Here is a 26485-nt window from a genome sequence, read left to right on the forward strand (position 1 = left end):
TTTCCGCGTCCCCTGGCTGGTGGAAGAAGGGCGGCAGGTCAGTTCCTGGCTGCCAAGCGCAATCGCTTGGTCACAGTGGCGGGACCGCGCCGGACTCGCACCGGCTTCCTGGCTCCTGCCGCCTCGGGCAGACGGTCAGTCTCTCAGACGACCGTGACGTCCTCTTCGGTGACCTTGCCGTCCACGATCCGGTAGGAGCGGAACTGGAACGGGCCGAGGCCGTCGCTGTCGGCGGTCGAGACCAGCACGTAGTGCGCCTCGGGCTCGTTGGCGTAGCTGATGTCGGTACGGGACGGGTACGCCTCGGTCGCGGTGTGCGAGTGGTAGACGATCACCGGGGTCTCGTCGCGGTCGTCCAGGTCGCGGTAGAGCTTCAGCAGGTCCGCCGAATCGAATTCGTAGAAGGTGGGCGAGCGTGCCGCGTTGAGCATGGGGATGAACCGCTCGGGCCGGTCGGTGCCCTCGGGTCCCGCGACCACGCCGCAGGCTTCGTCGGGGTGATCGCGCCGTGCGTGCGCGACGATCTGGTCGTACAGAGCCTGGGTGAGGGTCAGCATGAGTGAAATATAGGACGGCCGGGGGCCCGCCCACCGGGGAGGCCCTACTCGACGGGTGCGTAGGCGCCCGCTTCTTCCTCGGTGGCGGTGGCGGTGCGGCGCTTGAGGAGCCGCCAGCCGCCCACCAGGCCCACCGCCCACAGGGCGCCCACGTACAGGCAGACGCGCGCTTCGTGGTCGTAGGCGATCAGGCAGGTGACGAAGGCGAGGAAGACGAGGGCGACCCAGCTCAGCGCGGCGCCGCCGGGGGCGGGGAAGGCGGAGGCGGGCAGCCGGCCCGCTTCGACGGCGCGCCGGTAGCGGATGTGGCTGGCGAGGATCATCATCCAGGTCCAGATGCCGGCGGCGGTGCCCACGGACGTCACGTACCCGAACGCCTTCTCGGGGACGAGGTAGTTGAGGATCACGCCGACGCCCATCAGGGCGACGGAGACGCTGATGCCGAAGGCGGGTGTGCGGCGCGAGTTGAGCTTGCCGAACGCCTTGGGCGCCTCGCTGTTGGCGGCGAGGGCGCGCAGCATCCGGCCCGTCGAGTACATGCCGGAGTTGCAGGACGACAGGGCCGCCGTGAGGACGACGAAGTTGACGATCCCGGCGGCGAGCGGGATGCCGATCTTCTCGAAGGCGTAGACGAAGGGGCTGGTGCCGGCCGAGAACTCGGTCCAGCGGACCACGGCGAGCAGGACGGTCAGCGAGCCGACGTAGAAGATGATGATCCGCCAGGGCAGCGTGTTGATGGCCTTGGGGAGGGTCTTCTCCGGGTTCTGCGATTCGCCGGCCGTGACGCCGACGACCTCGACGGCGAGGTAGGCGAACATCACGCCTTGCAGGGTCATCAGGCTGGAGCCGATGCCGTGCGGGAAGACCCCGCCCTGCGAGACCAGGTTGCTGGGGGCGGCGGTGGCGCCGGCGTCGGAGAAGCCGAGGGTGAGCACGCCGAGGCCGATGACGATCATGCCGATGATGGCGGTGACCTTGATCATCGAGAACCAGAACTCGACCTCGCCGAAGATCTTCACGGAGATCAGATTCACCCCGAAGAGCACCAGCAGGAAGACGAGCGAGCTGACCCACTGCGGGATCTGCGGGAACCAGAAGTGGATGTAGATCGCGGCGGCCGTCAGCTCGGCCATGCCGGTGACCACCCACATCAGCCAGTACGTCCAGGCGGTGGCGTAGCCGAAGAACGGGCCGAGGAACTCGCGCGCGTACTCGGCGAACGAGCCGGACACCGGGCGGTAGAGGAGCAGTTCGCCGAGCGCCCGCATGATGAAGAAGATGACGACGCCGGCGAGCGCGTACATCAGGATGATGCTCGGGCCCGCCTTGGCGATGTTGGCGCCGGCGCCCATGAACAGACCGACGCCGATCGCGCCGCCGATCGCGATCATCTGGATCTGCCGGCTGCCGAGCCCGCGTGCGTAGCCCTCGTCGCCTTCGCCGGTCCTGCCGGTCTTGTCGCTCTCGACGGGTTGCGACGGTGTGGTCATCGTGGAGCGCCCTTTCGCCGTGCGGTCAGCACTTCTCAGGACCTATCACGACGAAGGGGACATTACGGGCAACCGCGCTGCCCGGTCAGGGCATCATCGTCTCCACGAGTGTCTCCTGGAGCGCGCCGAGCCACAGATACGCCATGACCATCGGCTTGCGCGGGTCGGAGTCGGGCAGCCGGTACAGCTCGCCGCCCTCGTCCTCGTCCGTGACGTCGAGCCGGGTGCCGATCGTCAGCCGCAGGTCGTTGAGCGCGCCGAGCCAGTGGGCGCACTCGTCGGGGGTCAGTTTCAGAACGGCGTCACCGGCGCCGGACGCGTTGAGCGCGTCCAGGGAGCGGACGACGGCGACCCCGTCGGCGCGCTTGCGGTCGCGCAGGTCGTTCTCGGTGAAGCGCCTGAACTCGGAGGAGAACTCCCGCAGTTCCTCGTCGCCGTCGCCGTAGGCGTCGGGGAAGAGCCGGGCGAGCGCCGGGTCGGCGGGCGGTTCGCTGGGGCCCTCGGTGAACAGCGCGGCGAGCGGGTCCGTGCCCTCGGCCGGTACGTCGGCGGGGCCGATCAGCTCCAGCAGTTGGACGGCGAGCGAGCGCAGGATGGAGATCTCGACCTCGTCGAGCGCGACGGCGGCGCCGCCGCCGGGTACGGCCTCGAAGTGCCCGGCCATCAGTCGCGGTCCTGCGTGAGGGTCGCCCACAGGCCGAAGCCGTGCATCGCCTGCACGTCGCGTTCCATCTCCTCGCGGCTGCCGCTGGACACGACGGCCCTGCCCTTGTGATGGACGTCGAGCATCAGCTTGTTCGCCTTGTCCTTGGAGTAGCCGAAGTAGGTCTGGAAGACGTAGGCCACGTAACTCATGAGGTTGACCGGGTCGTTGTGGACGATCGTCACCCAGGGCACGTCCGGCTCGGGGACGACGGAGGTCTCCTCTGCCGATTCGGGGAGTTCGATCTCAGTCGGAGCAACACTCACGGTTCGGGACGACCTTCTTCTCTCGCCGGTCCTGCCGGATCTCTTCGCGGCGCCGCCGGGCACCCACAGGTCCATGCTGCCACCCAGGAGCCCCTGTCGCACAAACGGACCATCGAAATCGTCACTCTGACGAGTATTGGGGGTAGCATCAAAATATGAACACTCCGGATCTGGGGCTCCCGGTGGACGTGCCGTCGACCGCGCTCTTCACCGACCAGTACGAGCTGACGATGCTGCAGGCGGCGCTGCGCGCGGGCACGGCGGACCGCCGCTCGGTCTTCGAGGCCTTCACCCGGCGGCTGCCCGAGGGGCGCCGCTACGGGGTCGTCGCGGGCACCGGCCGCGTCCTGGACGCCGTGGAGAACTTCCGGTTCGACGCGGACGTGCTGGGCTTCCTGCGGGAGCAGCGGATCGTGGACGAGGCGACACTCGACTGGCTGGCCTCGTACCGCTTCAGCGGCGACATCTGGGGCTACCCGGAGGGCGAGGTGTACTTCCCGGGCTCGCCGATCCTGCGGGTCGAGGGCTCCTTCGCCGAGTGCGTCCTGCTGGAGACCGTGATCCTGTCGATCCTCAACCACGACTCGGCGATCGCCGCCGCCGCCTCCCGGATGTCGGCGGCGGCCGGCGGGCGCGGGCTGATCGAGATGGGCGCCCGGCGCACGCACGAGCTGGCGGCCGTCGCCGCCTCACGCGCCGCGTACGTGGGCGGCTTCGACACCACCTCGGACCTCGCGGCGGGCTTCCGCTACGGCATCCCCACCGTCGGCACGAGCGCGCACGCCTTCACCCTGCTGCACGACAGCGAGCGCGACGCGTTCCAGGCGCAGGTCGACTCGCTCGGCCGCGGCACGACGCTGCTGGTCGACACGTACGACGTGACCGAGGCGGTGCGCACGGCCGTCGAGATCGCCGGGCCCGAGCTGGGCGCCGTACGGATCGACTCGGGCGATCTGCTGCTGGTCGCGCACCGGGTGCGCCAGCAGCTCGACGAGCTGGGCGCGGGCAACACCAAGATCGTGGTCACCTCGGACCTGGACGAGTACGCCATCGCCTCACTGGCGGCCGCCCCCGTCGACGCGTACGGCGTCGGTACGCAGCTCGTCACCGGCAGCGGGCAGCCCACCTGCTCGATGGTCTACAAGATCGTCGCCCGCGCGCAGTCCGCCGACCCGAAGGCGCCGCTCCAGCCCGTGGCGAAGAAGTCCACCGGCGGGAAGACCTCGATCGGCGGGCGCAAGTGGGCGGCGCGCCGGCTGGACGCCGAGGGGTACGCGGAGGCGGAGGTCCTCGGCACCGGACCCGTCCCCGCCGAACTGCTGGACAGGCAGTTGCTGGTCGAGCTGGTCAAGGGCGGCGAGGTCGTCGCACGCGAGCCGCTGGACGCGGTGCGCGAGCGGCACATCGCGGCCCGCGCGGGGCTGCCGATGTCGGCGATCCAGCTCTCCAGGGGCGAGCCGGTCATTCCGACGGAATATGTCTGAGCGCGATACGTACGATGTGCGCCGGTTGCGGCATGGGTGCCCGCTTCCGGGGCAGGCATCCAGACGTTCAAGAGCAGTCGGTCCCTCTCCCGCAAGGCGGTCGCAGACCCTAGGCTCGAAACCACCGGCCACGGCCGATCCCCACGTGAGGACACTTCCGCCATGCATCGCGCACTGATCGTCGTCGACGTGCAGAACGACTTCTGCGAGGGCGGCAGCCTCGCGGTGGCCGGCGGCGCCGACGTCGCCGCAGCGGTCACCGACCTGATAGCCCAGTCGACGGCCGGCTACCGCCATGTGGTGGCCACCCGCGACCACCACATCAACCCCGGCAACCACTTCGCCAAGCCCCCGGCCACGCCGGACTACGTGCACACCTGGCCGGTCCACTGCGTGGCCGGCACGGAGGGCGTGGGATTCCACCCCAACTTCGCCCCGGCCGTCGCGTCAGGCGCGATCGACGCGGTCTTCGACAAGGGCGCGTACTCGGCCGCGTACAGCGGCTTCGAGGGCGCCGACGAGAACGGCGTACGCCTGGCGGAGTGGCTGCGGGCGCGCCATGTCACGGCGGTCGACGTGGTCGGGATCGCGACGGACCACTGCGTACGGGCCACGGCGCTGGACGCGGCCCGCGAGGGCTTCGGTACGCATGTGCTGCTGGACCTGACGGCGGGCGTCGCCGAGCGGACGACGGAGCGCGCCCTTGAGGAGCTGGCGGAGGCCGGTGTCGAGCTGAGCGGCAAGCCGGTGGTCCGCCCGGCCTGATCCCTCCCGCCAACCTGCGGGAGGCTCGGGGCGCTCAGCCGTCACCGAGGGGCCTGGTGCGTGGTCTCAGTGCCCCGCCCTGGCCACGGCGGCCCGAGGGCGCAGCAGGGCCCGTATCGGCTGCCACAGCTCCTCCTGGCACTCCGGGGTGCCCCGCCACAGCAGGCCGTCCGGATGGTGCAGGACGGCCGTGATCTCGTCCAGCGTCGGTGGCTCCGCGTTACCGCGCAGATACACCGCGCGCAAGCCGAGGTTCCGCAGCCTGGTCAGGGCGCGGGCGCGGTTTCCCGCATGGACGAGCACCCGTACGGTGCCGCCCTCGGCAGCGGGTCTCGGCAGGGTCAGTGCCACCACCACGCTGCCGTTCGGAAGCTTGCTGAAGCCTCCACCTGCCATGGTTTTCCTCTCCCCCGGGAGGCGCCGTGAGACGCCGTGTCAATAAGAGATCCGTAGACGCACCTAAACACGAACGGCCGCCGCCCGCTAGAGGGCGACGGCCGATCATGCTCTGACCTGCGGTGATACGGATTATCGGGTGGAGGGGCCCACCTTGACCGTGATCGTCGAGCCGCTGATCGGCTGGTCGACGATGCTGATCTTGGTGTTGGTGTCAGGAACCTGGACGCTGCCGCCCGGGTTGCCTGCGTCCCAGTACTTGCCCTTGTGGTCGTCGAAGGCGGTGAGCCCGCCCTGCGGCTTGACCTTGGTCGGGACATTGGCGTTGTGCAGCGTGAAGCCCGGCGTCGGCCACCAACTGAAGGCCGAGTCGTACGCCTGGATCCTGTTGCGCATCACCGTGCCGTTGGACCACTTCAACGGCTTCGGGTGGGCGTCGACCGGCAGGATGAGACCCGAACCGGGGTGGACGCTGGTGTTGTTGTCCTTCTGCGAGGTGTCCCAGTACCAGATCAGCAGGCCGTTCTGGTACGGGTAGTGCTCGACCCAGTTGTCCTTCGGCGCGGTGAAGCCGAAGTTGTACGGGCCGGTCTTCAGCGTGGTGTCGTACGAGACGTACTGGCGGTTCTCAGCGATGTAGTACTGGTCGTACTCCTTGCTGAAGGACTCGCCGATACGGGAGAAGCCCGCAGCGGTCCACGCCGGGTCCGCGGTCTCCGCGTTGTCGGTGAACAGCGCGGCGCCGTCGGCGTTGACGCTGATCGTGTCGGCGGCGAAGCCCTTCAGGGCCACTCCACCGTCCGTCTGGTAGCGGAAGCGCAGGTCGAACTTCTTGCCCGCGTACGCGTCGAGCGAGTACGACAGCGGCTTGTACGTGCCGGAGGAACCGCTCAGCGCCGGCTTGTCGCTGCCGTCGCGCCCGATGGGCGCACCGTCCGCTGTGCCGTCGAGCACGGTCCAGTTGGCGCCGCCGTCCGTGGACACCTCGGCGTAGAGGTAGTCGTAGCCCTCTTCGATGTCCCACCAGCCCTGGAGGTCCAGGGACGCGGTCGACTTGCCGGTCAGATCAACCGAACGCGTCAGGGTGTTCTTGAGGTTGTCACCCGAGTCGCTCCACCACTGGGTGGCGCCCTCAGCGGGCTTCACCACGGTCGTGGTCTGCGTCTTCTCGGGCAGCTCGACGACGAGCGCCTGGGGGTTCTTCGTGTTGTACTCCGAAACACCCAGCTTGGCGGTCGACTTGGTGGCCGCCTTGCCCTCGGCGTAGTTGAGCCAGCCGAGTTGCAGCTTGTCCCACGCGGTCATGTCGCCCGGCAGGTCACCGATCGCGTTCTTGCCGGTGCCGAGCCAGGAACCCGACGACATCAGGTCCCAGAACGACGTGGAGTTCTCGCCGCCCGCGGTGTCGTAGTTGTCGGGCAGGCCGAGGTCGTGGCCGTACTCGTGGGCGAAGACCCCGAGTCCGCCGTTCTCCGGCTGCATGGTGTAGTCGCCGACCCAGATACCGGTGTTGCCGATCTGGGTACCGCCGGACTTGTTGTCCGCCGGGCCAGTGGCGCCCGCGTCCGTGCCGTACGCGTACCAGCGGTGCGCCCACAGGGCGTTGGTGCCCTCGGCGCCGCCGCCTGCCGACTCGTCCTCACCGGCGTGGACGATCTGGAAGTGGTCGATGTACCCGTCGGGCTCGTTGAAGTTGCCGTCGCCGTCGAAGTCGTACCGGTCCCACTGGTCGTACTGGGCGAGGTCCGCCTTGATCTGGGCGTCCGTCTTGCCCGCGGCCTTCTGCTGCGCCGCGAAGGCGGTGACGCCGTCGCGGACGGTGTCCCAGACGTTGTTGCAGTTGGTGTCGCCGCAGTAGTTCGAGCCGTAACGGGCCTCGTTGTAGGGGACCTTGACCCAGGCGGTGACTTCGCCGTCGACCGAGTAGCGCCCGGAGGACGTCTTCTCGTAGTACGTCTTCAGCGAGTTCTTCTCTTTGCCGGTCTTCTTGTCCTTGCCCTCACCGAAGTAGAGGTCCTGGAAGTGCTGCTGGTTGTAGTCGGCCTGCCAGTCGGTGGAGTTGTCCACCTTGCGGTCGGGCTCGGCTATCTCGTTGTGCTGCGGGCCGGGGGTGCCGCCGTACTTCTTGATCGGCGCCTCGGGCCCGGCGCCGTCCGGGTCGTACATCGTGGTGTTGTCGACCTGGTCGCCGAACTCCGCGAGGATGGTGAAGATCTTGTCGGTCTTCTCGCGGCCCAGCTCGACGTACTTCTTGTTGCCGAGCTTCACGACCTGCGACCCGCCGCGCTTCTCCAGCTTCGCGCGACCGGACAGGACGTTGTTCAGCGCGGCCTTGCGCTCGGCCGCCTGCTTCTTGCTGAAGGGTCCGTCGAGATCGTGGTCGACCTGGCCCTTCTGGGGCTGGGGGTCGTGCCGTTCGATCTGGGCCGATCCAGAGGTGGGGTTCGCCTCGGCCTGGGCCGGTGAGAAGGCGGACGCCGTCGCCGCGGTCGCGGCAAGGGCCACGACCACCGCCCCGAAACGTCTCGCCCGTCGATTGCTGATCACTTGATGGTTGATCCTCCCCCGCGCTCGCTGCTCGCGGACCGGGAGTTGGGGGATCCGCGCGCGTATGCGCGACATAAGTGGCGCTATTTGATCGGAGTTGGAGGAGAAAAGACAGTCTTGACTTGTGCACAGCAAGTGCACTATGCAGTAGCCACTTTCCGGTATCCGGACGTCCGCCATGTCCGACACGGGCGCACTGTCCCCCGAAGTTGGGGGGTCGCGTGAATCGATGCGCCCCCCGTGCACCGGCACCGTGGGTTAGGTCACGCTTACTACACGTGCCAGTCGGGCATTCACCGTCGTAGAGTCGCTTCGTAGTGCGACCTGCGTGCCGAGATACGCGAGACACCCCATACAGACGTTCCGAGGGACGGATACAGCCATGCCGCGTCCGAATGCCGCACAGCTCGCCTACGGTTCCGCCACTGTCATCTGTTCGACGCTGGCCATGCTGCTTCTCTCCGGTACGACCTCCGGCATCGGCGTGGCCGTCATCGGCCTGGCCGCGCTCGCGCTCGGCCTGCTCGTCGCGGTGACCGTACCGATGCCGCGCCGTTCGCAGGCGGCGGCGCAGGAGTCGGCGACCGCCGACAGCGCCCAGACGTCCATGGGGGCCCCGGCGTCGGCGGCTCCGGCGCGTTCTTCACGGCGTACCCAGGTCGCGGCGGTCGGCCGGCCGCACTCCGTGCGCCGGTAGCACGCGCCTTTCTACGGCTCTCCGGCTCTCCGGTTGCCGGGTTGCCCGGCTCTCCGGTTCTAGGTGTTCGCTACGACGACCACCGTTCTCGCCGCCTTGTCGTGCCAGCCCTGTTTGTAGGGCCGACTCGCCAGGATCGTCACGATGATGACGAGCCACCAGATGCAGTAGCAGCAGAGCAGCGCCGGCAGCCACAGCACGGCGGCGCGCAGCAGCGAGGCGTTCATCTTCGGCAGCGTGCCGTCGTTCAGCATGCCCACCCGCAGTCCCAGCCAGCGCTTGCCGAGGGTCTGCCCCGTCCTGCTGACCATCAGCGTGTCGTAGCCGACGTACGCGATGATCGAGATGACCGACCAGAGCCACTGCCTGCCGGTGTTGACCTGGTCGTTGAAGTTGTCCCACTCGCTGTTGCCGTTCGACGTCGACACATGGAAGCCGCCGACCGCCAGCGAGATGATCGCCAGCGGGATCAGGATGATCAGCGCGTCGATGATCCGGGCGAGCAGCCGCCTGCCGAAGGGCGCGAGCGGCGGCATCCCGCTGAGCGGATCCGAACCGTCGCCGCCGTACTGGCCGCCGCCGTACGGACCTCCGCCGCCGTAGGGACCGCCCGCGTACGGGCCTCCGCCGCCGAACTCGTTCGGGTTGTACGGCGGCGGCGAGTCGCCTCCGTACGGCGACCCGGGCGGCGGCTCGTGCGGGGGCTGCGGCCGCTTCCGGAACGGGTCGTCATCCGGCGGCTGACCGGGCGTCGGCTGATCGTTGCTCATGAGGGCAGTGCACCGCGCGCGGAAGGCGCCCGCAACGGCAGCACCCGCCGTTCGGACGAATGGTCACCGGCCGGATGTCACCTGGCCACGAAGGTGCGGGCCGCCTTGTCGTGCCAGCACTGCCGCCACGGCCGGTCGACCAGGCACCACAGCACGTTGAAGACGCCCACGACGAGCACCCCCAGCACGCTGTAGACCAGCCAGCGGCGCAGCGCGGCGCCGAAGCCGGGGGCTTCGTGGGACTCGATGCCGCACACCCGCAGCCCGCAGAGCTTCTTGCCGAGCGTGCGGCCCCATTTACCGGTCGGCAGCGCCTCGTAGAGGATTCCGACGACCAGCAGCGCGCCGACCACGGCGCCGAGGTAGCCGCCTGTCGTGCCGTCGAGCAGCCAGACCGTGACCGTACGGCCGGTCTGCTTCGCCGCGTCGATCTTCTCGTCCAAATGAGTCCTGGCCCTGGCCGCGAGCGGTACGGCGACGGCGCCGACGATCGCGCCGAGGACGACCGTGTCGATCAGTCGCGCCAGGAACCGCCTGCCGAGGCCTGCGGGGCGCGCCGCGGCCTGCGCCATCTGCAGGAACGGGTCGGCGGCCGGCGGCTTCCAGGGGACGACGGGCGGCTCGGCGGCGGCCGGTCCGTGCGCTGCGGCCGGTCCGTGCGCTGCGGCCGGTCCGTGCGCTGCGGCCGGTCCCGGTGAGGCGGGCGGGAGCGCCCGTGACGCGGACGCGGCGGGGGTGGCGGGCGGCTGGGCCAGTTCGTGTACCTGGCGGGCCCAGGGGGCGGACGCTTCCTGCTGGGGCCGGCGGGGCTGCTGAGCCTGGTGGGACTCGGCGGGGAGCTGCGGCCGGTCCTGCGCGGGCGGCGCCGGTGGCGCTTCCTCCTCGCCTTTCGCGCGGCGGGCGGCGCGCAGCGCCCGGATGGCCATGGTGCTGTCCACGGAAGGCGGCCGGCTCTGGCTCTGGTCCGGGTCCGGGTCCGGTCCCGCGTTCTGGGGGCGGTTCGCTTCCGGGCGGTCCGAGCCGATACCGGTGCCGCGCCCGGGGCTGATGCCGCGTCGCATGGCGCGGATCGCGACCGTACCGTCGCTCGGCGGCTCGCCGTCACCGGGGCCGGACGCGGGCGGGGCGATGGCACGGGGCGCACGGGGGGCGGGAGGCGTGTCGGCGGGCATCGGCGCGGGACCTGGGAGGCGGGGGTCCGGCGCGCCCCAGGAGACGCGGCGGTCGCGCTCGCCGCCGAAGCCGGTCTGCCGGGACACGTCTGCCTGCCACACGGAAGCCGGCTCCTGGCGGGGATCCTCGGGCGGGTCCTCGTCGAAGAAGACGGGGCCTGTCTCCTCGACGGCGGGCGTGGCAGCTCCCCGCTCGGGCCGCCCCTGGGCCGCGGGACCCGGCTGCCGCGGGGCCGCGCCGCTGCCCTCGGGGGCGGGCCGGCTCGTACCGGGCACCCAGGCGGCGCCGTTCCAGTACCGGACGTACCCGGGGATCGACGGGTCCGGATAAAACCCTTCCCGGGGTGCGGTCCCACCGTCACCAGGGGGAGTAGCCACTGACCCCAACTCCGTTCAACTCACCAAGCGCCGTGTCCAAGGGAGACATTAACGAAGAACGCACCAGGCGGAAGAAGGAGACCAACACATCGACCGCATTCGGGGGTTGGCTCGCCAGGGTGTGCTATCCACCGACGTCAGTACTTCCCCGCAAAAGCCGGTCCGACCCCTTGACCCCTTTGTATCAGGTGCATGACAGTCGAGGGTGAGAGCGCTCTCAAAACCCCACTCGCGCCTCACGTCCACCTCCTCTCCCACCCTCACCCCCACCCCCATCTCCACTCCCCCCACAACCGAAAGCAGCTCCCATGGCCCCCATGGCACGAAACCCGCGCCGACGTCTGCCGGCGTTCCTGGCCGCCCTGTCCCTCGCTGTGACCGGACTCGTCGGCCTCACGGCCACCTCGGCCACCACCGCCTCCGCCAGCACCGCCCCCGTCGTTTCGGCCGACACGGCCGGAGCGGCGGCGGCCGACTGGACCACCGTCTTCCGGGACGACTTCAACGGCGCGGCCGGCACCGGACTGAACCGGGCCGACTGGCTGTACGACCTCGGCACCAGCTACCCCGGCGGCGCGGGTAACTGGGGTACGGGCGAGATCGAGACCGCCACCGACTCGACCGACAACGTCTACCAAGACGGCGACGGTCATATGGTGATCAAGCCGATCAAGGACGCCGCCGGGCAGTGGACCTCCGGCCGGGTCGAGACGCAGCGCACCGACTTCGGCGCACCCGCCGGCGGCCAGGTCGAGATCAGCGCCTCGCTCCAGCAGCCCAACCCCGCGAGCGGGCTGGGCTATTGGCCCGCCTTCTGGGCGATGGGCGCGGACGCGCGGCCGGTCAGCGCGACCAACTGGCCGAGCATCGGCGAGCTGGACATCATGGAGGACGTCAACGGGCTCAGCCAGCACTCGACGACGTTCCACTGCGGGCAGTGGGCCGGCGAGTGCCACGACCCGGACGGCATCAGCAGTGGTCTGCAGCCGTGCGACGGCTGCCAGACGGGGTACCACACGTACTCCGTCATCGTGGACCGCACGAACGCCGCCGCCGAGCAACTGCGGTTCTATCTGGACGGGGTCCAGACGTTCGCCGTGAACCAGAGCGAGGTCTCGACCCCGACCTGGCAGGCGGCAGTCGACCACGGCTTCTTCGCCATCTTCGACGTCGCGATCGGCGGCTCGTACCCGAACAAGGTCTGCGGCTGCACCTCGCCGTCCGCCGACATCAGCTCGGGCGCCGGCATGAGCGTGGACTGGTTCGCCGTCAACGTCAGCCAGTCGTAGGACGGTTGCGGGCAGTCGACAGGCTGTCGCAGCCGGGTGGGGTGAGGCGGCGGGTCATCGCTGCCGCGCCGTCTCCCACAGGGCGGCGGCCACCGCCACCTCCGTACCGGCGAGGCCGACCGACGAGAACAGCGTGATCTGCTCGGCGTCCGTCCTGCCCGGGATCGCCCCGGCCAGGACGGCGCCGAGGTCCACCATGCGGTCGACCGGCAGGACGTGCGGCTCGGGGTAGCCGGCGGCCTGGGCGACCGAGTCGGTGACGAGCAACGCCGCCCGGTCGGCCAGCTCGGCGGGCACCTCGTGGCGCGAGAGGGTCTTGGGGCCGAGCGTCGTCACATGCGTGCCGGGCGCGACCCAGTCCGCTTCGAGGACGGGCACGCGGCTGTCGGTGGCGACGACGACCACGTCGCGGTCGCGTACGGCCTCCTCGACCCCGGCCACGGCGCGTGCGGTGACGCCCAGTTCGTCGGCGGCCCTGCGGGCGAAGCTCTCGGCGCGCTCGATGTGACGGGCCGTCACCACGACGTCCGTGATCTGCCGGACCTCGCGCATCGCCCACAACTGGGCCCATGCCTGGGTCCCCGCGCCCACCATGCCGAGCGCGACGGGCTCGGGCCTGGCGAGGGTGTCGACGGCCACGGCGCCGATGGCGCCCGTACGCCGCGACCCCAGCTCCGAGCCGTGCACGAGGGCGCGCAGATCGCCGTCGTCCGAGCCCCACACGGCCACGAGCTGCTCGGCGTCGGCCCGGGTGACGTACGCGCGAAAGCCGAGGACGCCCTGCGCGCGGAGCCGGCCCGCGGTGAAGACCAGATGGCCGCCGCCGATGTCGGCGCGCACGCGCGGTGGCGCGTGGAGGGTGCCTTCGTGTCCGGCCAGTATCGCCGCCCGTACGGCGCGTACGGCGGTCGCCGCGTCGAGCCGGGCGCGGACATCGTCATCGTTGAACAGCAGCGGAGGCACCGGCAGAGAATTTCATGCCGAAAGTCGCGTCATAGCGGCGGGGGTACGCCCTCTAAGTAGATACGGCCCGCCACTGGGCCTTCGCCCGGAGTAACGGGAGTATCTGGAGAGGAAGTGCCGCGCATGGACACCGTGGTGGAACGCGAGCTGGAAGTCGATCTGGTCCTGTCACCCGAGCGCAGTATCCCCGTACCCGCGCGGTTGACGTATCGCACCGGCGATCCGTACGCCGTGCACGTCACCTTCCACATCGGCAGCGACAATCCGGTGCACTGGACGTTCGCGCGGGAGCTGCTCGTGGAGGGTGTGTTCCGGCCGTGCGGCCACGGTGACGTACGGATCTGGCCGACGAGGGTCAGCGGCCGTGGCGTGCTGTCGCTGGCGCTGACGTCGCCGGACGGCGACGCGCTGCTCGAAGCGTCGTCGGCGGCGGTCTCGGCGTGGGTGGAGCGGACGCTGCGGATCGTGCCGCCGGGCACGGAGACGGCGCAGCTCGGCATCGACGAGGGGCTGTCCCGGCTGCTGACGCCGATGCCGGCGGACGACCTGTGGCTGCGGGACCCGTGGCCGTCGGACGAGTCGGCGGACGGTGAGGTGTGAAGGGGCGTGGGTGCGGGGGGTGTTCGGGAGCGCGACGGGCTGTTCGGGCGCGCGGCGGGCTTGTTCGGGAGCGAGGGGCAGCGGAGAGGCGGCGTGGCCGTTCCTCTAACCTGGGGCGACCGTTTGCCGAACCGCAGGTGAAGAGGAAACAGCCATGGCGATCGCCCCCGCGTTGACAGAGCTCCGCGAGGTCTGCCAGCCGAACGCAAAGCTTCAGAGCCGCAACGGCGAACACTGGGCGGGCCGCCTGTACATGAGGCGCATCTCGCTGCACGCCACGCGCCAGCTCGTGCGTACGCGCGTCACGCCTGACGCCCTGACCTGGACGATGGTGGTGTGCGGTGTCGCCGCGGGCTTCGCCCTGGCCATCCCTGGCCTGTGGGGCGCCGTGCTCGCCGCCGTACTGTTCCAGCTCTTCCTGCTGTTCGACTGCGTGGACGGCGAAGTCGCCCGCTGGAAGGGGCAGAACAGCGCGGCGGGCATCTATGTCGACCGCCTTGGCGCCTACTTGGCCGACGCGGCGCTGCTGATCGGCGCGGGTTTCCGCGCGGCGCACGGCGGTTCGAACCTGTGGATCTCGGTCGGCCTGGCGGCGGCGCTCGGCATCGTCCTGCTGAAGGCGTCCACGGACCTGGTCGACGTGGCCCGCGCGCGCCGCGGTCTGCCGGTGGCGGACGACGAGTCGACCCGCCCCCGCTCGGAGGGTCTCGCCTCGGCCCGCCGCCTGGCCTCGGCCTTCAAGATCCACCGCATCACGAACGGCATCGAGGCGTCGCTGCTGCTCCTGGTGGTCGCGGTGGCCGACGCCATAGTCGGCGGCCTGGAACCGACCCGCGTCGCGGTGCTGGCCATCACCGCGATCACCTGGCTCATGGTGGTCGCCCACCTGACCTCGATCCTGTCGTCGTCCCGCCTGCGCTGAGCCGAGGGCCAGGAGCGGGGCGAGGAGCGGGCCGACGGTGCGACCGGTGGCCCGCGTCAGCCGGTCGTGGCGAGGTTCTTCTCGAACGCGGCGATGTAGTTGGGCAGATGGTGGTCCTTGATCGCGTCCGTCTCGGGCGCGAACAGGTCGGTCGCGAATCCCTTCACCCGGTCCTGGAGCGCCGCGGCGAGCGGCATGCTGCGGTGGAGCCGGCCGGCCGCGTCGAAGTAGCGCAGTGCGTCCACGTGGGTGTACGCGGGCTCGGGCGGCAGGTGGGGGACGATGTCGTTGTTGTTGACGAAGCGGTAACAGCGGTCGGAGAACGCCTTGTTGTGCGCACCGGCCAGCAGCCGTTCGCAGGTGCGGGGCTGACCGAAGGTGTACACACCGTCGGCGAGCAGCCGGGGCTCCTCGAAGTACAGCCGGGCACCCGCCAGCATCGCCAGCGCGGCGCCGAGGCTGTGCCCGGTGAACCAGACGCTCTGCCCCTGGTCCCGGAACTCCGCGATGGTGTCCCTGACGTGGGGATAGACGGACTGAAGCGCCTGGTGGAAGCCGTAGTGCACGAAGCCCTTGTTCCCCGGTCCCGGCACGGGCGGGGTGTCGACGTCGGTGAGCCAGTCGCGGATCTTCGCCACCTCCGTCCCGCGGAACCCCGTGACGATCATCCGGTCACTGGCCATGACGTACGCCTGGGTGTCCTCGATCGGGAACGGCATCTTGTGCGTCGATTCGAAGTACCGCACGCGGTCGAATCCCCACGCGTGCGCCTGGGCCTCGATCCCGTCCTCGTCCAGCGAGGCCAGTCCGGCGGCCCGGCTCATCCAGTAGGCGTGCGCGAGGGAGTAGCTGGTCGTCGCGTGGTCCAGCGCGGGAATGGTCATGGATGTCCTTCACGAGAGCCGGCTCCGGTCGCCAGCAACGTAACCAGGCACCGACCGCGACGGAGCCGGACGCGCCATCGACCACCCGGACGGGCGCAACCCGCTCCCGCGCTGACGCGGCCCGTCGGGTGACCCGGTGGCAGGGACATACATCCCCTGGCCGGTCAGAAGAGTTTGCCCGGGTTCAGCAGGCCCAGTGGGTCGAAGGTCCGCTTGATGCCGCGTTGCATCTCCAGCCCCACCGGGCCCAGTTCGCGGGACAGCCACTCCTTCTTCAGGACACCGACGCCGTGTTCGCCCGTGATCGTGCCGCCCAGGGCCAGGCCCAGCGCCATGATCTCGTCGAACGACTCGCGTGCGCGGCGGGATTCGTCCGGGTCGGTGGGATCGAAGCAGACGGTGGGGTGGGTGTTGCCGTCGCCCGCGTGGGCGCAGACGCCGATGGTCAGCGCGTACGTGCGGGCGACGGCGTCGATGCCGTGCAGCATGTCGCCGAGGCGTGAGCGCGGTACGCACACGTCGTCGATCATGGTCGTGCCCGTGACGGCCTCCAGGGCCGGCAGGGCGAGCCGCCGCGCCTGGAGGAGCAGCTCCGACTCGGCGGCGGTCTCGGCGGGGACCACTTCCGTCGCGCCTGCCGCCGTGCACAGTTCGCCCACGGCCGCCAGGTCGGCCGCCGGGTCCGGGGTGTCGAAGGCGGCGAGGAGCAGGGCCTCGGTGGTCTCCGGCAGGCCCATGGCGGCCAGCGCGTTGACGGCGCGGACCGTCGTACGGTCCATCAGCTCCAGCAGGGACGGTGTGTGGCCGCCCTCCATGATCCGGCAGATCGCTTCGCAGGCGGCGGCGGCCGAGGGGAACTCGGCGGCGAGGGCCAGTTGCCGCGGTGGGGTTGGCTTCAGGGCGAGGACGGCCTTGACGACGATGCCGAGGCTGCCTTCCGAGCCGACGAAGAGCCGCGTCAGGTCGTACCCCGCGACCCCCTTGGCGGTGCGCCGTCCCGTGCTGAGCAGGCGGCCGTCGGCGAGGACGACGTCCAGGCCGAGCACGTACTCGGCGGTCACGCCGTACTTGACGCAGCACAGCCCGCCGGACGCGGTGCCGATGTTGCCGCCGATGGTGCAGGTCTCCCAGCTCGACGGGTCGGGCGGGTAGCACAGGCCCAGCTCGCCGGCCGCGCGCGAGAGTGCGGCGTTGACGACGCCGGGCTCGACCACGGCGATCCGGTCGACCGCGTTGATCTCCAGGATCCGGTCCATCTTCACCAGGGACAGGACGACGCATCCGTCGGACGCGTTCGCGGCGCCGGACAGGCCGGTACGCGCGCCCTGCGGGACGACCGGGACGCGCAGCGCGGTCGCGGTGCGCATGACGTGCTGGACCTGTTCGACCGTACGGGGCAGGACGACCACGGCGGGGGCGCCGGCCGCGCAGAAGCTCGCCATGTCGTGCGCGTACGAGGCCGTCACGTCCGGATCGGTGATCAGGGCCTCTTCGGGCAGGCCGGACCGGAGCCGCGCGAGCAGATCGTCAGGATTGTCCATGATCCAAGAGTCGCACCCGGGGCCATCGGTGTGAACCCGAAAGCGATCCTCAGCACAACACCGGGTGTGTTCGTCGTATTGACGCACAGTAATCCGTATGAACGCCATGAAGACGGAGCAGGTCAAGCAGGTCCGAAGGGCGGCGCTGGCAGCGGGGGTGGGCGCTGTGCTGGTCGTCGGCGTCCTCGTGTTCGTCCCTGACAAGGACGAGGGGGCGCCACCGGCGGCCGGCCCCGAAGCCAGGGCGCTGGCGGCGGCGGACGCCGGGGCGCCGGCCTCGCCGGCGGATCTGACGGCCCTCGTCCACGACAAGGAGACCCGGGTGCGTGAGCATCCGGCGGACGACCAGGCGTGGGCGGTGCTCGGCTCGGCGTACGTGGAGAGCGGGGAGCGGCGGGCGGACCCGGCGTTCTACCCGAAGGCGGAGCGGGCGCTCCGGCGCTCGCTGACGGCGCGGACGGCGGCGCGGGGCAACACGGCGGCGCTGATCGGGCTCGGTGCGCTCGCCAACGCCCGGAACGACTTCGCCACCGCCAAGAAGTGGGGCGAGCAGGTACGCGCGCGGCAGCCGAAGCAGTGGGACGCGTATCCGGTGCTGATCGACGCGTACGACGGCCTCGGCGACTACCCGGCGGCGGCCAAGGCGCTGGACAAGCTCACGAAGCTCCGGTCGGGCGCGCTCGTGCTGGCCCGTTCCGCCGACGTCTTCCGGGCGCGCGGCTGGCGCGAGGACGCGACCGCGAAGGCGACCGAGGCGGTCGAGCGCGCCACGTCCCCGACGGAGAAGGCCGCCGCACTGCACGAGCTGGGTGAACTCGCCTGGGAGCGCGGCGAGCCGAAGGAGGCCCTGGCCCACTACGACGCGGCGCTCCAGGCCGCCAAGGACCACCACCCGTCCCTGGCAGGACGGGCGCGCGCGCTGGCGGCGCTGGGCAGGACGGACGAGGCGTACGGCGCGTACCAGTCGGCGATCGCGCGGCTGCCGCTGCCCGAATACTCCCTGGAGCTGGGCGAGTTGTACGACGCGGCCGGGCTGGACGGTGACGCGCGGAGCCAGTACGCGGCGCTGCGCTCCCGGGTGGCGCGCGCCCAGCGGAACGGCGTGGACGAGGAGTTGGTCCTGGGCCGGTACGAGTCCGACCACGGCGACCCGCAGGCGGCCGTCGACCGGCTGACGGCGGAGTGGGGTCGCGGCCACCGCAGCGTGGAGATGGCGGACGCGCTGGGCTGGGCGCTGTTCCGGGCGGGCGACGCGACGGGGGCGCTGCCGTACGCGACGAAGGCGACGGACAAGGGCCCGCAGAGCGCGCTCTTCGCGTACCACCGGGGGGAGATCGAGCGGACGCTGGGTATGACGGGCCCCGCGCGCCGCCACATCGACCAGGCGCTGCGCACCAACCCGCACTTCTCGCCGCTGCTGGCGCCGAGGGCACGGGAGGCGAGGGAGGCGCTGGGGCAGCCGGCGGCGGGCGGCCCGGCCGACATGTCGGGTGGCGGCAGCGGCAGTTCGACGGGTACGGGTACGGCGGATACGGGTGTCGGCGCGGGTACGGCGGGCAACGCGGCGCCGCCCGGCGCCGCCGCGTCCCCGCAGGCCGATCCGCTGGCGGAAGGACCGGGGTTCGTGGCCCCGGTCGCCCCCCAGCCGGACGTACCGGCCCCCAAGACCGGCGCGGCGGGACCACCGGCCCCTGCGTCAGCCCTCCCGTAACCACCGAACCGAGGCGAACCCCGGTCAGCCGCAGGTCACTTCTTCTTGCCGCTCGAAGCGACCTGCGCGAGCGTGCTCGCGGCGGCGGATTTCTCCGACTTGGTCGCCTTCTTGCTGTTCAGCACCTTCGCGGCGGCCGTTGCTGCCTTCTTGCTGGTCGTGCCCTTGTTCTTGGGCGCCTGGGAGACCGCACTGGCTGACGCGGTCTTCTTGGCCTTGGTCGCCTTCTTGTCCTTCAGCGACTTACCGGCAGCGGTAGCGGCCTTTTCTCCGGTCTGGCTTGTCTTCTTCGCGATGACAAAAACCCCCTTCAGAGTCAGGTCTTCTACGATTCGCGGTCTTTTGCCGTAGAGACCGAGTACCCCTCAACCGCCGGTGCACGCACGGCGGTTCTCAGAGAGCGGCGGTTCCGGAAGAGCGGGCGCCTCAGAGCGCGGCGGTGCCGATCAGCGCGTTGCGGGTGACGAGTCCCGCCAGTGCCTCCTCGTCGAGTCCCGCCGTGCCCTCGGGCCTGCGGGGCAGCACCATGTAGCGGGTCTCCGACGTGGAGTCCCAGACCGTGATCTCGGTGGTGTCGGGCAGGGTCACCCCGAACTCGCCCAGGACCGCCCGGGGTTCGCGTACCACGCGGGAGCGGTAGGCCTCGCTCTTGTACCAGCTCGGGGACGGGCCGAGCAGCCGCAGCGGATAGCACGAGCACAGCGTGCAGACGATGACGTTGTGGGTGTCGGGGGTGTTCTCGACGACGCGCAGCCGCTGCGGGTTCACTCCCCCCGCCGACAGGCCGAGTTCGGCGACGGCCGCCGTCCCGTCGGCGAGCAGGCGGGCGCGGAAGGCGTCGTCGGTCCAGGCCCTGGCCACCACGCGGAAGCCGTTGGCGGGGGAAGCGCCGGCCAGGAAGCCGTCGATGACCTCGTCCAGGGCCTCGCCCGAGACGATGCCGCGCTCCTCCAACAGGGTTTCCAGACGCCGTACCTGACGGGAGATCAAGGCGTCGTCGTGCGTACCGCTCACTGCGGATCGTCCTCCAGATAGCTCTCGAACAGGTCGAGTACGACGTGGTGTTCGCCCCGGCCCCACAGCTCGCTCGCCGCGAAGCTCACGGCGTACACCTGCTCAAGCGGCGCGTCCCCGCGCCCCTGTGAGTTGACGTCGGAGAGCGGCGACCGGCCCTCCGGCTCGACCACCGTGCCCCGCTTGCCCCGGGCGTAGCGCGGCAGGCGGGTGTGGTGCGGCGGGTCGTGGCGGCTGGTGCGTACGGCCGTACCGGGCGGATAGCGGTCGGGGCCCCGGCCGACCGTGTCAGTCATCGAGTTCCCCGGCCGCGACGACGCCCTTGCGCTCCAGCAGCGTACGGATGCCGTAGAACCAGCGCTCGTAGTACGAGGCGGCCAAGTACGCGGCGGGCGGCATGGATTCGATGGCGTCGCGGAACTCGTCGAGGTTGAAGACCTTTTCGGCGACGAGGGCCCTGTTGAGGGCGAACACCCGCGCCTCCCAGTCCGCGTGGAAGGGTTCGGTGTCGTCGGTGGTGTCGATGGGGCCGAAGCCCTGCATGCCGCCCACGTCGTTCATCCTGGCCATGCGTCGCACCTTACCGACAGCGCGGCCCCCCACGGGTCAGTTTCCGTGGGGGGCCGCCGGTGGCCGTTCGCGAGGGTGGGGCGCGTCAGAGATTGCCGCGCTTCTCCTGCTCACGTTCGATCGCCTCGAAGAGCGCCTTGAAGTTGCCCTTGCCGAAGCCCATGGAACCGTGCCTTTCGATCATTTCGAAGAAGACTGTCGGGCGATCCTGAACGGGCTTCGTGAAGATCTGCAGGAGGTAGCCGTCCTCGTCGCGGTCGACGAGCAGTTTCAGCTCGCGCAGCGTCTCGATCGGCACCCGGGTCTCGCCCGCCCACTCGCCGAGTGTCTCGTAGTACGAGTCGGGGGTGTCCAGGAACTGGACGCCCGCCGCACGCATCGCGCGTACGGAAGCGACGATGTCGTTCGTGGCGAGCGCGATGTGCTGGACGCCGGCGCCGCCGTAGAACTCCAGGTACTCGTCGATCTGCGACTTCTTCTTGCCCGCCGCGGGCTCGTTGATCGGGAACTTCACCTTGAGCGTGCCGTCGGCGACGACCTTCGACATGAGCGCGGAGTACTCGGTGGCGATGTCGTCGCCCACGAACTCCTTCATGTTGGTGAAGCCCATGACCTTGTTGTAGAAGCCGACCCACTCGTTCATCCGGCCCAGTTCGACGTTGCCCACGCAGTGGTCGATGGCCTGGAAGGTGCGCTTGGCGGCGGGCTCGACGATCGGGTCGGCCGCCGCGTACCCGGGCAGGTACGGACCGTCGTAGCCGGAGCGCTCGACGAGCGTGTGCCGGGTCGTGCCGTACGTGGCGATCGCGGCGAGCACGACCGTGCCGTGGTCGTCCTTGATCTCGTACGGCTCCTGGAGCCCGGTGGCGCCGTGCTCCGTGGCGTACGCGTACGCGGCGCGCGCGTCGGGCACCTCGATGGCCAGGTCGACCACGCCGTCGCCGTGCTCGGCGACATGGCCGTCGAGGAAGCGGCCCCAGTCGGAGGACGGCTTGACGACGGACGTGAAGACGAAGCGCGCCGAACCGTTGGTGAGGACATAACTCGCGGTCTCGCGGCTGCCGTTCTCCGGGCCCGCGTAGGCGACGAGTTTCATGCCGAAGGCGGTGGAGTAGTAGTGCGCGGCCTGCTTGGCGTTTCCGACGGCGAAGACGACCGCGTCCATGCCCTTGACCGGGAAGGGATCGGCCTCACGCGCGGTCGCAGGGGCGGTGTCGGGGGTGGGGACAGAGGCGGTGTCGGTGTGCATCGAGGTGTCTGCCATGGGCTCAGCGTCTCCTCGTTTGACAAGGTGCGCAACAGTTCTCGTATTCGCTGGGCACTTTGTACAGCGGATAGCGACAATGGTCGGGCTATCTGCACAGGCTGCCCTGCATGGGGGTGCCCACGGGTTTTCGAGGGAGGCGGCGGGTATGGACAGCGGTTCCGGCATCGACGCGCTGGACGGCAGGCTCATCGTGCTGCTGGCGCGCGAGCCGCGCATCGGGGTGCTGGAGGCATCGCGCCGGCTGGGGGTGGCGCGCGGGACCGTACAGGCGCGGCTCGACCGGCTTCAGTCGAATGGCGTCATCCGGGGGTTCGGGCCGAACGTCGACCCGGCGGCGCTCGGCTATCCCGTCACCGCCTTCGCCACGCTGGAGATCAAGCAGGGCCAAGGCGCCGACGTACGGGCCCACTTGGACACCGTGCCCGAGGTGCTCGAACTGCACACCACGACGGGGCAGGGGGACATGCTCTGCCGGCTCGTGGCGCGCTCCAACGCCGATCTTCAGCGGGTGATCGATCTGGTTGTCGGTTTTGATGGCATTGTGCGGGCCGCCACGGCGATCGTCATGGAGAACCCCGTACCGCTGCGGATCATCCCGCTGGTGGAACAGGCGGCGGCCGACGGCGACTGACGGACGGGAACCGACGGGCGGACAGGAACCGACGGGCGGACAGGAACCGGCTGACGGACAGGAACCGACGGGCGGACGGGAACTGGTCGGCCGGGTCCCCGGAGCGAGGAGAGCGCGTGAGCTTCTGGGCGTATCTGGGCAACCGGCACCAGCAGCTCGTCACCGACGCCCTGCAGCATGTCAGCGCGGTCTTCCAGTGCATGGTCATCGCGACGGCGCTGGGCGTGCTCATCGGGGTGGTCAGCTACCGCAGCCCCTGGGCGGGCAACCTCGCGATCCTCTCCACCGCTTCCCTGCTCACCATCCCCTCGCTCGCCGCGATCGGTCTGCTGATCCCGCTGGTCGGGCTCGGCGTACCGCCCACGGTCATCACGCTGACGCTGTACGGGCTGCTGCCCATCGTCCGCAACGCCGTCGTCGGGCTGCGGGGCGTCGATCCGGCGCTGGTGGACGCGGCGAAGGGCATCGGGATGTCCCGCGCCGCCCGGCTGCTCCGGGTGGAGCTGCCGCTCGCCTGGCCGCCGATCCTCACCGGGATCAGGGTCTCCACGCAGATGCTGATGGGGATCGCCGCCATCGCCGCTTACGCGTCGGGCCCCGGCCTCGGCAACGAGATCTTCCGCGGGATCGCCTCGCTGGGCAGCGCCAACGCGATCAACCAGGTGCTGGCGGGGACGATCGGGATCGTCATCCTCGCGCTGCTGTTCGACGCCGCGTACATCCTGCTCGGCAGGCTGACCATTTCCAGGGGGATCCGTGTCTGAGACGACGGGTTCTGCTGCCACGGGTGCTGCTGCCACGGGTGCTGCGTCCGGTGGCTCTTCTGCCTCAGGCGCCGGGATTCGGCTGGACGCCCTCACCAAGCGGTATCCGGGCACCCCCGAGCCGGCCGTCGACGCCGTCACCATGGACATCGCGCCCGGCGAGACGGTGATCCTGGTCGGTCCCTCGGGGTGCGGGAAGTCCACCACCCTGAAGATGATCAACCGGCTGATCGAGCCGACGTCCGGCCGGATCAGGATCGGTGACGAGGACGTCACGTCGATCGACCCGGTGAAGCTGCGCCGCAAGGTCGGCTACGCCATCCAGTCGTCCGGGCTCTTCCCGCACATGACGGTCGCCGAGAACATCGCCCTCGTACCGAAGATGGTCGGCTGGTCCAGGTCGAAGGTGCGGGAGCGGGTCGAGGAGATGCTCGATCTGGTCGGGCTCGACGCGCGGGAGTTCCACGGCCGGTATCCGCGCCAGCTCTCCGGCGGCCAGCAGCAGCGGGTCGGGGTGGCGCGGGCGCTCGCCGCCGATCCGCCGGTGCTGCTGATGGACGAGCCGTTCGGCGCCGTCGACCCGATCACCCGCGACCATCTGCAGGACGAACTGATCAGGCTCCAGCACGAACTGCACAAGACGATCGTGTTCGTCACGCATGACTTCGACGAGGCGATCAAGCTCGGCGACCGGATCGCCGTGCTGCGCGAGCATTCGCACATCGCGCAGTTCGACACCCCGGAGGCGATCCTCACCAACCCGGCCGACGACTTCGTCTCGGGCTTCGTGGGAGCGGGGGCCGCGCTGAAGCGGCTCAATCTGACCCGGGTACGGGAGGTCGGCGTCGCCGCGTTCCCGACGGTGTCGGTCGACGACCCGCTCGAAGCGGTCTCCGCCAAGCTGCGCGCGGGACCGCACAACGAGCTGCTGATGCTGGACGGGGCGCACCGCCCGTACAAGTGGCTGCGGCGCGGCGATCTGGCGCGCGCCGAGGGGTCGCTCGCGCGGGCGGGACAGCTCGTGGGTGACACGGTGACCAGGGACGCGACGCTGCGCGACGCGCTGGAGGCGGTGCTCACCGACAGCGGCGGGCGGGTGGCTGTGACGGGGCGGCGCGGCGAGTACCTCGGCGTCGTGGACATCGAGACGCTGATGGCCTCCGTGCAGGAGATGCTGGAGGCGGACCGGCGCACCGCTTTCGAGCACCAGGAATACCAGGAACACCAGCAGCACCAGCAGCAGCACGGGCAGCGGGAGTTGGCGGAGGACGGCGGTGCCGGGTGAGCGCCCCGGTCAAGGTCCCCGAGCGGCCGGAGCGGCCCGAGCGCTTCAACGACGAGCCGGAGCCGACCGCGTACGTGCCGACGGCGCCGAAGCGGCGGATCACCTGGCAGAAGCTGGTCGCCGTACCGCTGGTGGTGGCGCTCGTGCTGGCGGCGACGATCCTGTGGATCACCCATATCCACCTGGACTCCATCGCTGAGAACTCGCTGTCGGGCGGCAATGTCCAGCTACGGCTGTGGCAGAGCGTCCGGCTCACCGCGATCTCCACCTTCTGGGTGCTGCTCATCGCGCTTCCGGTGGGCATCGCGCTGACCCGGCGCCGGCTGACCAAGGCGGCGCCCGCGGTCACGGCCCTCGCCAACATCGGCCAGGCGACCCCGGCGATCGGGTTGCTGGCGCTGCTGGTGATCTGGCTGGGCATCGGCCCTTCGACGGCGATCACCGGCATGGTGATCTACGCCGTGCTCCCGGTGCTCTCCAACACGGTGGCCGGGCTGCGCGCCATCGATCCGGATCTGGTCGAGGCCGCCCGCGGCATCGGCATGTCGGCGGCGGGGACGCTCGGCAGGGTCGAACTGCCGCTGGCGGTACCGCTGATCCTCGCCGGCGTACGGACGGCGCTGGTGCTGAACGTCGGTACGGCGACGCTGGCGACCTTCGGCGGTGGCGGCGGCCTCGGCGACCTGATCACGTCCGGGATCCAGACCCAGCGGATGCCGGTCCTGATCATCGGCTCGGTGCTGACGGTGACGCTGGCGCTGATCATCGACTGGCTGGCTTCGCTGGTGGAGGTCGTCCTCACGCCGCGCGGGCTGGAGGACGAGTGATGCGGCGCCGTCTGCTTCGGTTCGCCGGGCCGGTGCTGGCCGGGGCGCTGCTGAGCGGGCCGTTGCTGGCCGGGTGCGGTCTGAAGAGCGGTTCGCCGCTGGTCGACGACGTGGTGCCGGGCAGGCTGGGCATCGGTCAGCCGCTGCGAGGCGCCTCGCTGACCGTCACGTCGAAGAACTTCAGCGAGAACATCATCCTCGGCGAGATGATCGGCCTGATCTTCAAGGCGGCGGGCGCCGAAGTGCTCGACCGGACGAATCTGCCGGGCTCGATCAGCGCGCGCGAGGCGATCGTGAAGGGCGACGCCGACGCCATGTACGACTACACGGGCACGGCCTGGATCACCTATCTGGGTAACGCGAAGCCCGTCCAGAACCCGCAGAAGCAGTGGGAGGCGGTACGGAACGCCGATGTCGCCCACGGCGTGACCTGGCTGCCGAAGTCGACGCTGAACAACACCTACTCGCTCGGGATCAGCCAGGCCAACAACAGGAAGTACAAGCTCAGGACGCTCTCCCAGGTGGCGGCGCTGGCGAAGAAGGACCCGTCGGCCGTGACGGTCTGCGTGGAGAACGAGTTCGCAGCGCGCGACGACGGACTGGTCGGGATGGAGAAGGCGTACGGCATGAAGCTGCCGGCCGGCAACATCAAGAAGATGGACGCCGGAATCATCTACACCCAGGTGTCCAAGGGCGGCTCGTGTCTGCTGGGCGAGGTGTACACGACGGACGGCCGGATCAAGGCCATGCACCTGGACACCCTGGACGACGACAAGCACTTCTTCCCCATCTACGACGCGGCGCCCGCGCTGCACACCGCCACCTTCAAGAAGCACCCGGAGATCGCCCGGCTGCTCGATCCGCTGTCGAAGCGGCTGACGACACCGCTGGCGCAGGAGCTGAACGCGCAGGTGGACGTGGCGGGCCGGGATCCGCACGACGTGGCGAAGGACTGGCTGATCAAGGCGGGCTTCATCAAGGCGGGCTGACCC

At 70.2% G+C, this 26485-nt stretch carries 28 protein-coding genes and 1 riboswitch; of the genes, 13 read left to right on the forward strand and 15 right to left on the reverse strand.

Annotation, left to right across the window (positions count from 1 at the left end; genetic code table 11):
* Positions 1 to 19: 19 nt before the first annotated feature.
* Positions 20 to 152, reverse strand: a riboswitch (cobalamin riboswitch).
* The 4 genes from ACZ63I_RS16080 to clpS form a co-directional block, all read right to left on the reverse strand.
* On the reverse strand, positions 144 to 557 hold the full coding sequence (locus ACZ63I_RS16080; protein ID WP_469339067.1) for a M67 family metallopeptidase: 414 nt from the start codon (positions 555 to 557) through the stop codon (positions 144 to 146). It overlaps the preceding riboswitch by 9 nt.
* 44 nt (positions 558 to 601) lie before the next feature.
* Entirely contained in the window at positions 602 to 2047 is a 1446-nt protein-coding gene (locus tag ACZ63I_RS16085; RefSeq protein ID WP_469339068.1) for an amino acid permease, read from the reverse strand.
* Positions 2048 to 2132: 85 nt separating this feature from the next.
* The gene (locus ACZ63I_RS16090) at positions 2133 to 2711 is read right to left on the reverse strand and encodes a DUF2017 domain-containing protein (RefSeq protein WP_469339069.1); all 579 of its coding nucleotides are present in this window, start codon (positions 2709 to 2711) and stop codon (positions 2133 to 2135) included.
* Entirely contained in the window at positions 2711 to 3016 is a 306-nt protein-coding gene (gene clpS, locus ACZ63I_RS16095) for an ATP-dependent Clp protease adapter ClpS (RefSeq protein ID WP_469339070.1), read from the reverse strand. The genes ACZ63I_RS16090 and clpS overlap by 1 nt, the downstream gene beginning before the upstream one ends.
* Positions 3017 to 3171: 155 nt before the next feature.
* Here clpS and ACZ63I_RS16100 point away from each other — a divergent pair, with 155 nt between their 5' ends.
* Positions 3172 to 4500, forward strand: coding sequence for a nicotinate phosphoribosyltransferase (locus tag ACZ63I_RS16100; protein ID WP_469339071.1), 1329 nt, complete (start codon positions 3172 to 3174; stop codon positions 4498 to 4500).
* A gap of 162 nt (positions 4501 to 4662) precedes the next feature.
* A complete protein-coding gene (locus ACZ63I_RS16105; protein ID WP_469339073.1) occupies positions 4663 to 5265 on the forward strand; it encodes an isochorismatase family protein in 603 nt (200 codons plus the stop codon).
* Between the two features lie 66 nt (positions 5266 to 5331).
* Here the strand turns inward: ACZ63I_RS16105 and ACZ63I_RS16110 are convergent, their stop codons facing one another.
* Positions 5332 to 5661: a hypothetical protein gene (locus ACZ63I_RS16110; RefSeq protein ID WP_041989184.1), complete on the reverse strand. Its 330-nt coding sequence runs from the start codon at positions 5659 to 5661 to the stop codon at positions 5332 to 5334.
* Positions 5662 to 5793: 132 nt separating this feature from the next.
* On the reverse strand, positions 5794 to 8208 hold the full coding sequence (locus ACZ63I_RS16115; protein ID WP_469339075.1) for an immune inhibitor A domain-containing protein: 2415 nt from the start codon (positions 8206 to 8208) through the stop codon (positions 5794 to 5796).
* 382 nt (positions 8209 to 8590) lie between these two features.
* Between ACZ63I_RS16115 and ACZ63I_RS16120 the strand changes: the two genes are divergently transcribed.
* Positions 8591 to 8905 carry a hypothetical protein gene (locus tag ACZ63I_RS16120; RefSeq protein ID WP_469339077.1) on the forward strand — a complete coding sequence of 105 codons (315 nt, stop codon included), beginning with the start codon at positions 8591 to 8593 and terminating at the stop codon, positions 8903 to 8905.
* Positions 8906 to 8964: 59 nt separating this feature from the next.
* Here ACZ63I_RS16120 and ACZ63I_RS16125 read toward each other — a convergent pair whose 3' ends face one another.
* The gene (locus ACZ63I_RS16125) at positions 8965 to 9675 is read right to left on the reverse strand and encodes an RDD family protein (protein WP_469339079.1); all 711 of its coding nucleotides are present in this window, start codon (positions 9673 to 9675) and stop codon (positions 8965 to 8967) included.
* 77 nt (positions 9676 to 9752) lie between these two features.
* Complete coding sequence (locus ACZ63I_RS16130) at positions 9753 to 11225, reverse strand: RDD family protein (RefSeq protein WP_469339081.1); 1473 nt, start codon at positions 11223 to 11225, stop codon at positions 9753 to 9755.
* 317 nt (positions 11226 to 11542) lie between these two features.
* Between ACZ63I_RS16130 and ACZ63I_RS16135 the strand changes: the two genes are divergently transcribed.
* Positions 11543 to 12514: a glycoside hydrolase family 16 protein gene (locus tag ACZ63I_RS16135; RefSeq protein WP_469339082.1), complete on the forward strand. Its 972-nt coding sequence runs from the start codon at positions 11543 to 11545 to the stop codon at positions 12512 to 12514.
* A gap of 54 nt (positions 12515 to 12568) precedes the next feature.
* Here the strand turns inward: ACZ63I_RS16135 and ACZ63I_RS16140 are convergent, their stop codons facing one another.
* Positions 12569 to 13477: an ornithine cyclodeaminase family protein gene (locus tag ACZ63I_RS16140; RefSeq protein ID WP_469339083.1), complete on the reverse strand. Its 909-nt coding sequence runs from the start codon at positions 13475 to 13477 to the stop codon at positions 12569 to 12571.
* Between the two features lie 123 nt (positions 13478 to 13600).
* On the opposite strand from ACZ63I_RS16140, the gene ACZ63I_RS16145 reads away from it, so the two are divergent.
* Both ACZ63I_RS16145 and ACZ63I_RS16150 read left to right on the forward strand, forming a co-directional pair.
* Positions 13601 to 14077, forward strand: coding sequence for an SsgA family sporulation/cell division regulator (locus ACZ63I_RS16145; protein ID WP_469339085.1), 477 nt, complete (start codon positions 13601 to 13603; stop codon positions 14075 to 14077).
* 154 nt (positions 14078 to 14231) lie between these two features.
* On the forward strand, positions 14232 to 14999 hold the full coding sequence (locus ACZ63I_RS16150) for a CDP-alcohol phosphatidyltransferase family protein (protein ID WP_469339086.1): 768 nt from the start codon (positions 14232 to 14234) through the stop codon (positions 14997 to 14999).
* A gap of 56 nt (positions 15000 to 15055) precedes the next feature.
* Here the strand turns inward: ACZ63I_RS16150 and ACZ63I_RS16155 are convergent, their stop codons facing one another.
* Positions 15056 to 15883 carry a lipase family protein gene (locus ACZ63I_RS16155; RefSeq protein ID WP_469339088.1) on the reverse strand — a complete coding sequence of 276 codons (828 nt, stop codon included), beginning with the start codon at positions 15881 to 15883 and terminating at the stop codon, positions 15056 to 15058.
* Positions 15884 to 16047: 164 nt separating this feature from the next.
* Positions 16048 to 17424: an FAD-binding oxidoreductase gene (locus ACZ63I_RS16160; protein ID WP_469339090.1), complete on the reverse strand. Its 1377-nt coding sequence runs from the start codon at positions 17422 to 17424 to the stop codon at positions 16048 to 16050.
* Positions 17425 to 17521: 97 nt separating this feature from the next.
* Between ACZ63I_RS16160 and ACZ63I_RS16165 the strand changes: the two genes are divergently transcribed.
* Complete coding sequence (locus ACZ63I_RS16165; RefSeq protein WP_469339091.1) at positions 17522 to 19135, forward strand: tetratricopeptide repeat protein; 1614 nt, start codon at positions 17522 to 17524, stop codon at positions 19133 to 19135.
* Between the two features lie 45 nt (positions 19136 to 19180).
* A complete protein-coding gene (locus tag ACZ63I_RS16170; RefSeq protein ID WP_469339093.1) occupies positions 19181 to 19486 on the forward strand; it encodes a hypothetical protein in 306 nt (101 codons plus the stop codon).
* Between the two features lie 75 nt (positions 19487 to 19561).
* Here the strand turns inward: ACZ63I_RS16170 and nthA are convergent, their stop codons facing one another.
* From nthA to hppD, 4 genes are all read right to left on the reverse strand, one after another.
* Complete coding sequence (gene nthA / locus ACZ63I_RS16175) at positions 19562 to 20149, reverse strand: nitrile hydratase subunit alpha (RefSeq protein WP_469339095.1); 588 nt, start codon at positions 20147 to 20149, stop codon at positions 19562 to 19564.
* Complete coding sequence (locus ACZ63I_RS16180) at positions 20146 to 20445, reverse strand: SH3-like domain-containing protein (protein WP_469339097.1); 300 nt, start codon at positions 20443 to 20445, stop codon at positions 20146 to 20148. The genes nthA and ACZ63I_RS16180 overlap by 4 nt, the downstream gene beginning before the upstream one ends.
* On the reverse strand, positions 20438 to 20719 hold the full coding sequence (locus ACZ63I_RS16185; RefSeq protein ID WP_469339098.1) for a hypothetical protein: 282 nt from the start codon (positions 20717 to 20719) through the stop codon (positions 20438 to 20440). Before ACZ63I_RS16185 ends, ACZ63I_RS16180 begins: the two co-directional genes overlap by 8 nt.
* An 85-nt stretch (positions 20720 to 20804) precedes the next feature.
* The gene (gene hppD / locus ACZ63I_RS16190) at positions 20805 to 21983 is read right to left on the reverse strand and encodes a 4-hydroxyphenylpyruvate dioxygenase (RefSeq protein WP_469339099.1); all 1179 of its coding nucleotides are present in this window, start codon (positions 21981 to 21983) and stop codon (positions 20805 to 20807) included.
* 148 nt (positions 21984 to 22131) lie between these two features.
* Between hppD and ACZ63I_RS16195 the strand changes: the two genes are divergently transcribed.
* From ACZ63I_RS16195 to ACZ63I_RS16215, 5 genes are all read left to right on the forward strand, one after another.
* Complete coding sequence (locus tag ACZ63I_RS16195; protein ID WP_469339101.1) at positions 22132 to 22617, forward strand: Lrp/AsnC family transcriptional regulator; 486 nt, start codon at positions 22132 to 22134, stop codon at positions 22615 to 22617.
* Positions 22618 to 22733: 116 nt separating this feature from the next.
* Positions 22734 to 23381 carry an ABC transporter permease gene (locus ACZ63I_RS16200; protein ID WP_469339102.1) on the forward strand — a complete coding sequence of 216 codons (648 nt, stop codon included), beginning with the start codon at positions 22734 to 22736 and terminating at the stop codon, positions 23379 to 23381.
* Positions 23382 to 23457: 76 nt separating this feature from the next.
* Positions 23458 to 24666: an ABC transporter ATP-binding protein gene (locus ACZ63I_RS16205; RefSeq protein WP_469339258.1), complete on the forward strand. Its 1209-nt coding sequence runs from the start codon at positions 23458 to 23460 to the stop codon at positions 24664 to 24666.
* 74 nt (positions 24667 to 24740) lie between these two features.
* Positions 24741 to 25493, forward strand: a complete 753-nt coding sequence (locus ACZ63I_RS16210) for an ABC transporter permease (protein WP_469339259.1) — start codon at positions 24741 to 24743, stop codon at positions 25491 to 25493.
* Complete coding sequence (locus ACZ63I_RS16215) at positions 25493 to 26482, forward strand: glycine betaine ABC transporter substrate-binding protein (RefSeq protein WP_469339104.1); 990 nt, start codon at positions 25493 to 25495, stop codon at positions 26480 to 26482. Before ACZ63I_RS16210 ends, ACZ63I_RS16215 begins: the two co-directional genes overlap by 1 nt.
* Positions 26483 to 26485 lie beyond the last annotated feature (3 nt).

The sequence above is a fragment of the Streptomyces sp. NPDC087906 genome (assembly GCF_055584925.1).

Coding starts and splice junctions, on each gene's coding strand:
- ACZ63I_RS16155 (WP_469339088.1), bottom strand. CDS start 15,883: ATGACCATTCCCGCGCTGGACCACGCGACGACCAGCTACTCCCTCGCG.
- ACZ63I_RS16165 (WP_469339091.1), top strand. CDS start 17,522: ATGAACGCCATGAAGACGGAGCAGGTCAAGCAGGTCCGAAGGGCGGCG.
- ACZ63I_RS16145 (WP_469339085.1), top strand. CDS start 13,601: ATGGACACCGTGGTGGAACGCGAGCTGGAAGTCGATCTGGTCCTGTCA.
- ACZ63I_RS16120 (WP_469339077.1), top strand. CDS start 8,591: ATGCCGCGTCCGAATGCCGCACAGCTCGCCTACGGTTCCGCCACTGTC.
- ACZ63I_RS16160 (WP_469339090.1), bottom strand. CDS start 17,424: ATGGACAATCCTGACGATCTGCTCGCGCGGCTCCGGTCCGGCCTGCCC.
- ACZ63I_RS16180 (WP_469339097.1), bottom strand. CDS start 20,445: ATGACTGACACGGTCGGCCGGGGCCCCGACCGCTATCCGCCCGGTACG.
- ACZ63I_RS16125 (WP_469339079.1), bottom strand. CDS start 9,675: ATGAGCAACGATCAGCCGACGCCCGGTCAGCCGCCGGATGACGACCCG.
- ACZ63I_RS16105 (WP_469339073.1), top strand. CDS start 4,663: ATGCATCGCGCACTGATCGTCGTCGACGTGCAGAACGACTTCTGCGAG.
- ACZ63I_RS16215 (WP_469339104.1), top strand. CDS start 25,493: ATGCGGCGCCGTCTGCTTCGGTTCGCCGGGCCGGTGCTGGCCGGGGCG.
- ACZ63I_RS16195 (WP_469339101.1), top strand. CDS start 22,132: ATGGACAGCGGTTCCGGCATCGACGCGCTGGACGGCAGGCTCATCGTG.
- ACZ63I_RS16135 (WP_469339082.1), top strand. CDS start 11,543: ATGGCACGAAACCCGCGCCGACGTCTGCCGGCGTTCCTGGCCGCCCTG.
- hppD (WP_469339099.1), bottom strand. CDS start 21,983: ATGGCAGACACCTCGATGCACACCGACACCGCCTCTGTCCCCACCCCC.
- ACZ63I_RS16150 (WP_469339086.1), top strand. CDS start 14,232: ATGGCGATCGCCCCCGCGTTGACAGAGCTCCGCGAGGTCTGCCAGCCG.
- ACZ63I_RS16085 (WP_469339068.1), bottom strand. CDS start 2,047: ATGACCACACCGTCGCAACCCGTCGAGAGCGACAAGACCGGCAGGACC.
- ACZ63I_RS16090 (WP_469339069.1), bottom strand. CDS start 2,711: ATGGCCGGGCACTTCGAGGCCGTACCCGGCGGCGGCGCCGCCGTCGCG.
- ACZ63I_RS16185 (WP_469339098.1), bottom strand. CDS start 20,719: ATGGCCAGGATGAACGACGTGGGCGGCATGCAGGGCTTCGGCCCCATC.
- ACZ63I_RS16100 (WP_469339071.1), top strand. CDS start 3,172: ATGAACACTCCGGATCTGGGGCTCCCGGTGGACGTGCCGTCGACCGCG.
- ACZ63I_RS16080 (WP_469339067.1), bottom strand. CDS start 557: ATGCTGACCCTCACCCAGGCTCTGTACGACCAGATCGTCGCGCACGCA.
- ACZ63I_RS16110 (WP_041989184.1), bottom strand. CDS start 5,661: ATGGCAGGTGGAGGCTTCAGCAAGCTTCCGAACGGCAGCGTGGTGGTG.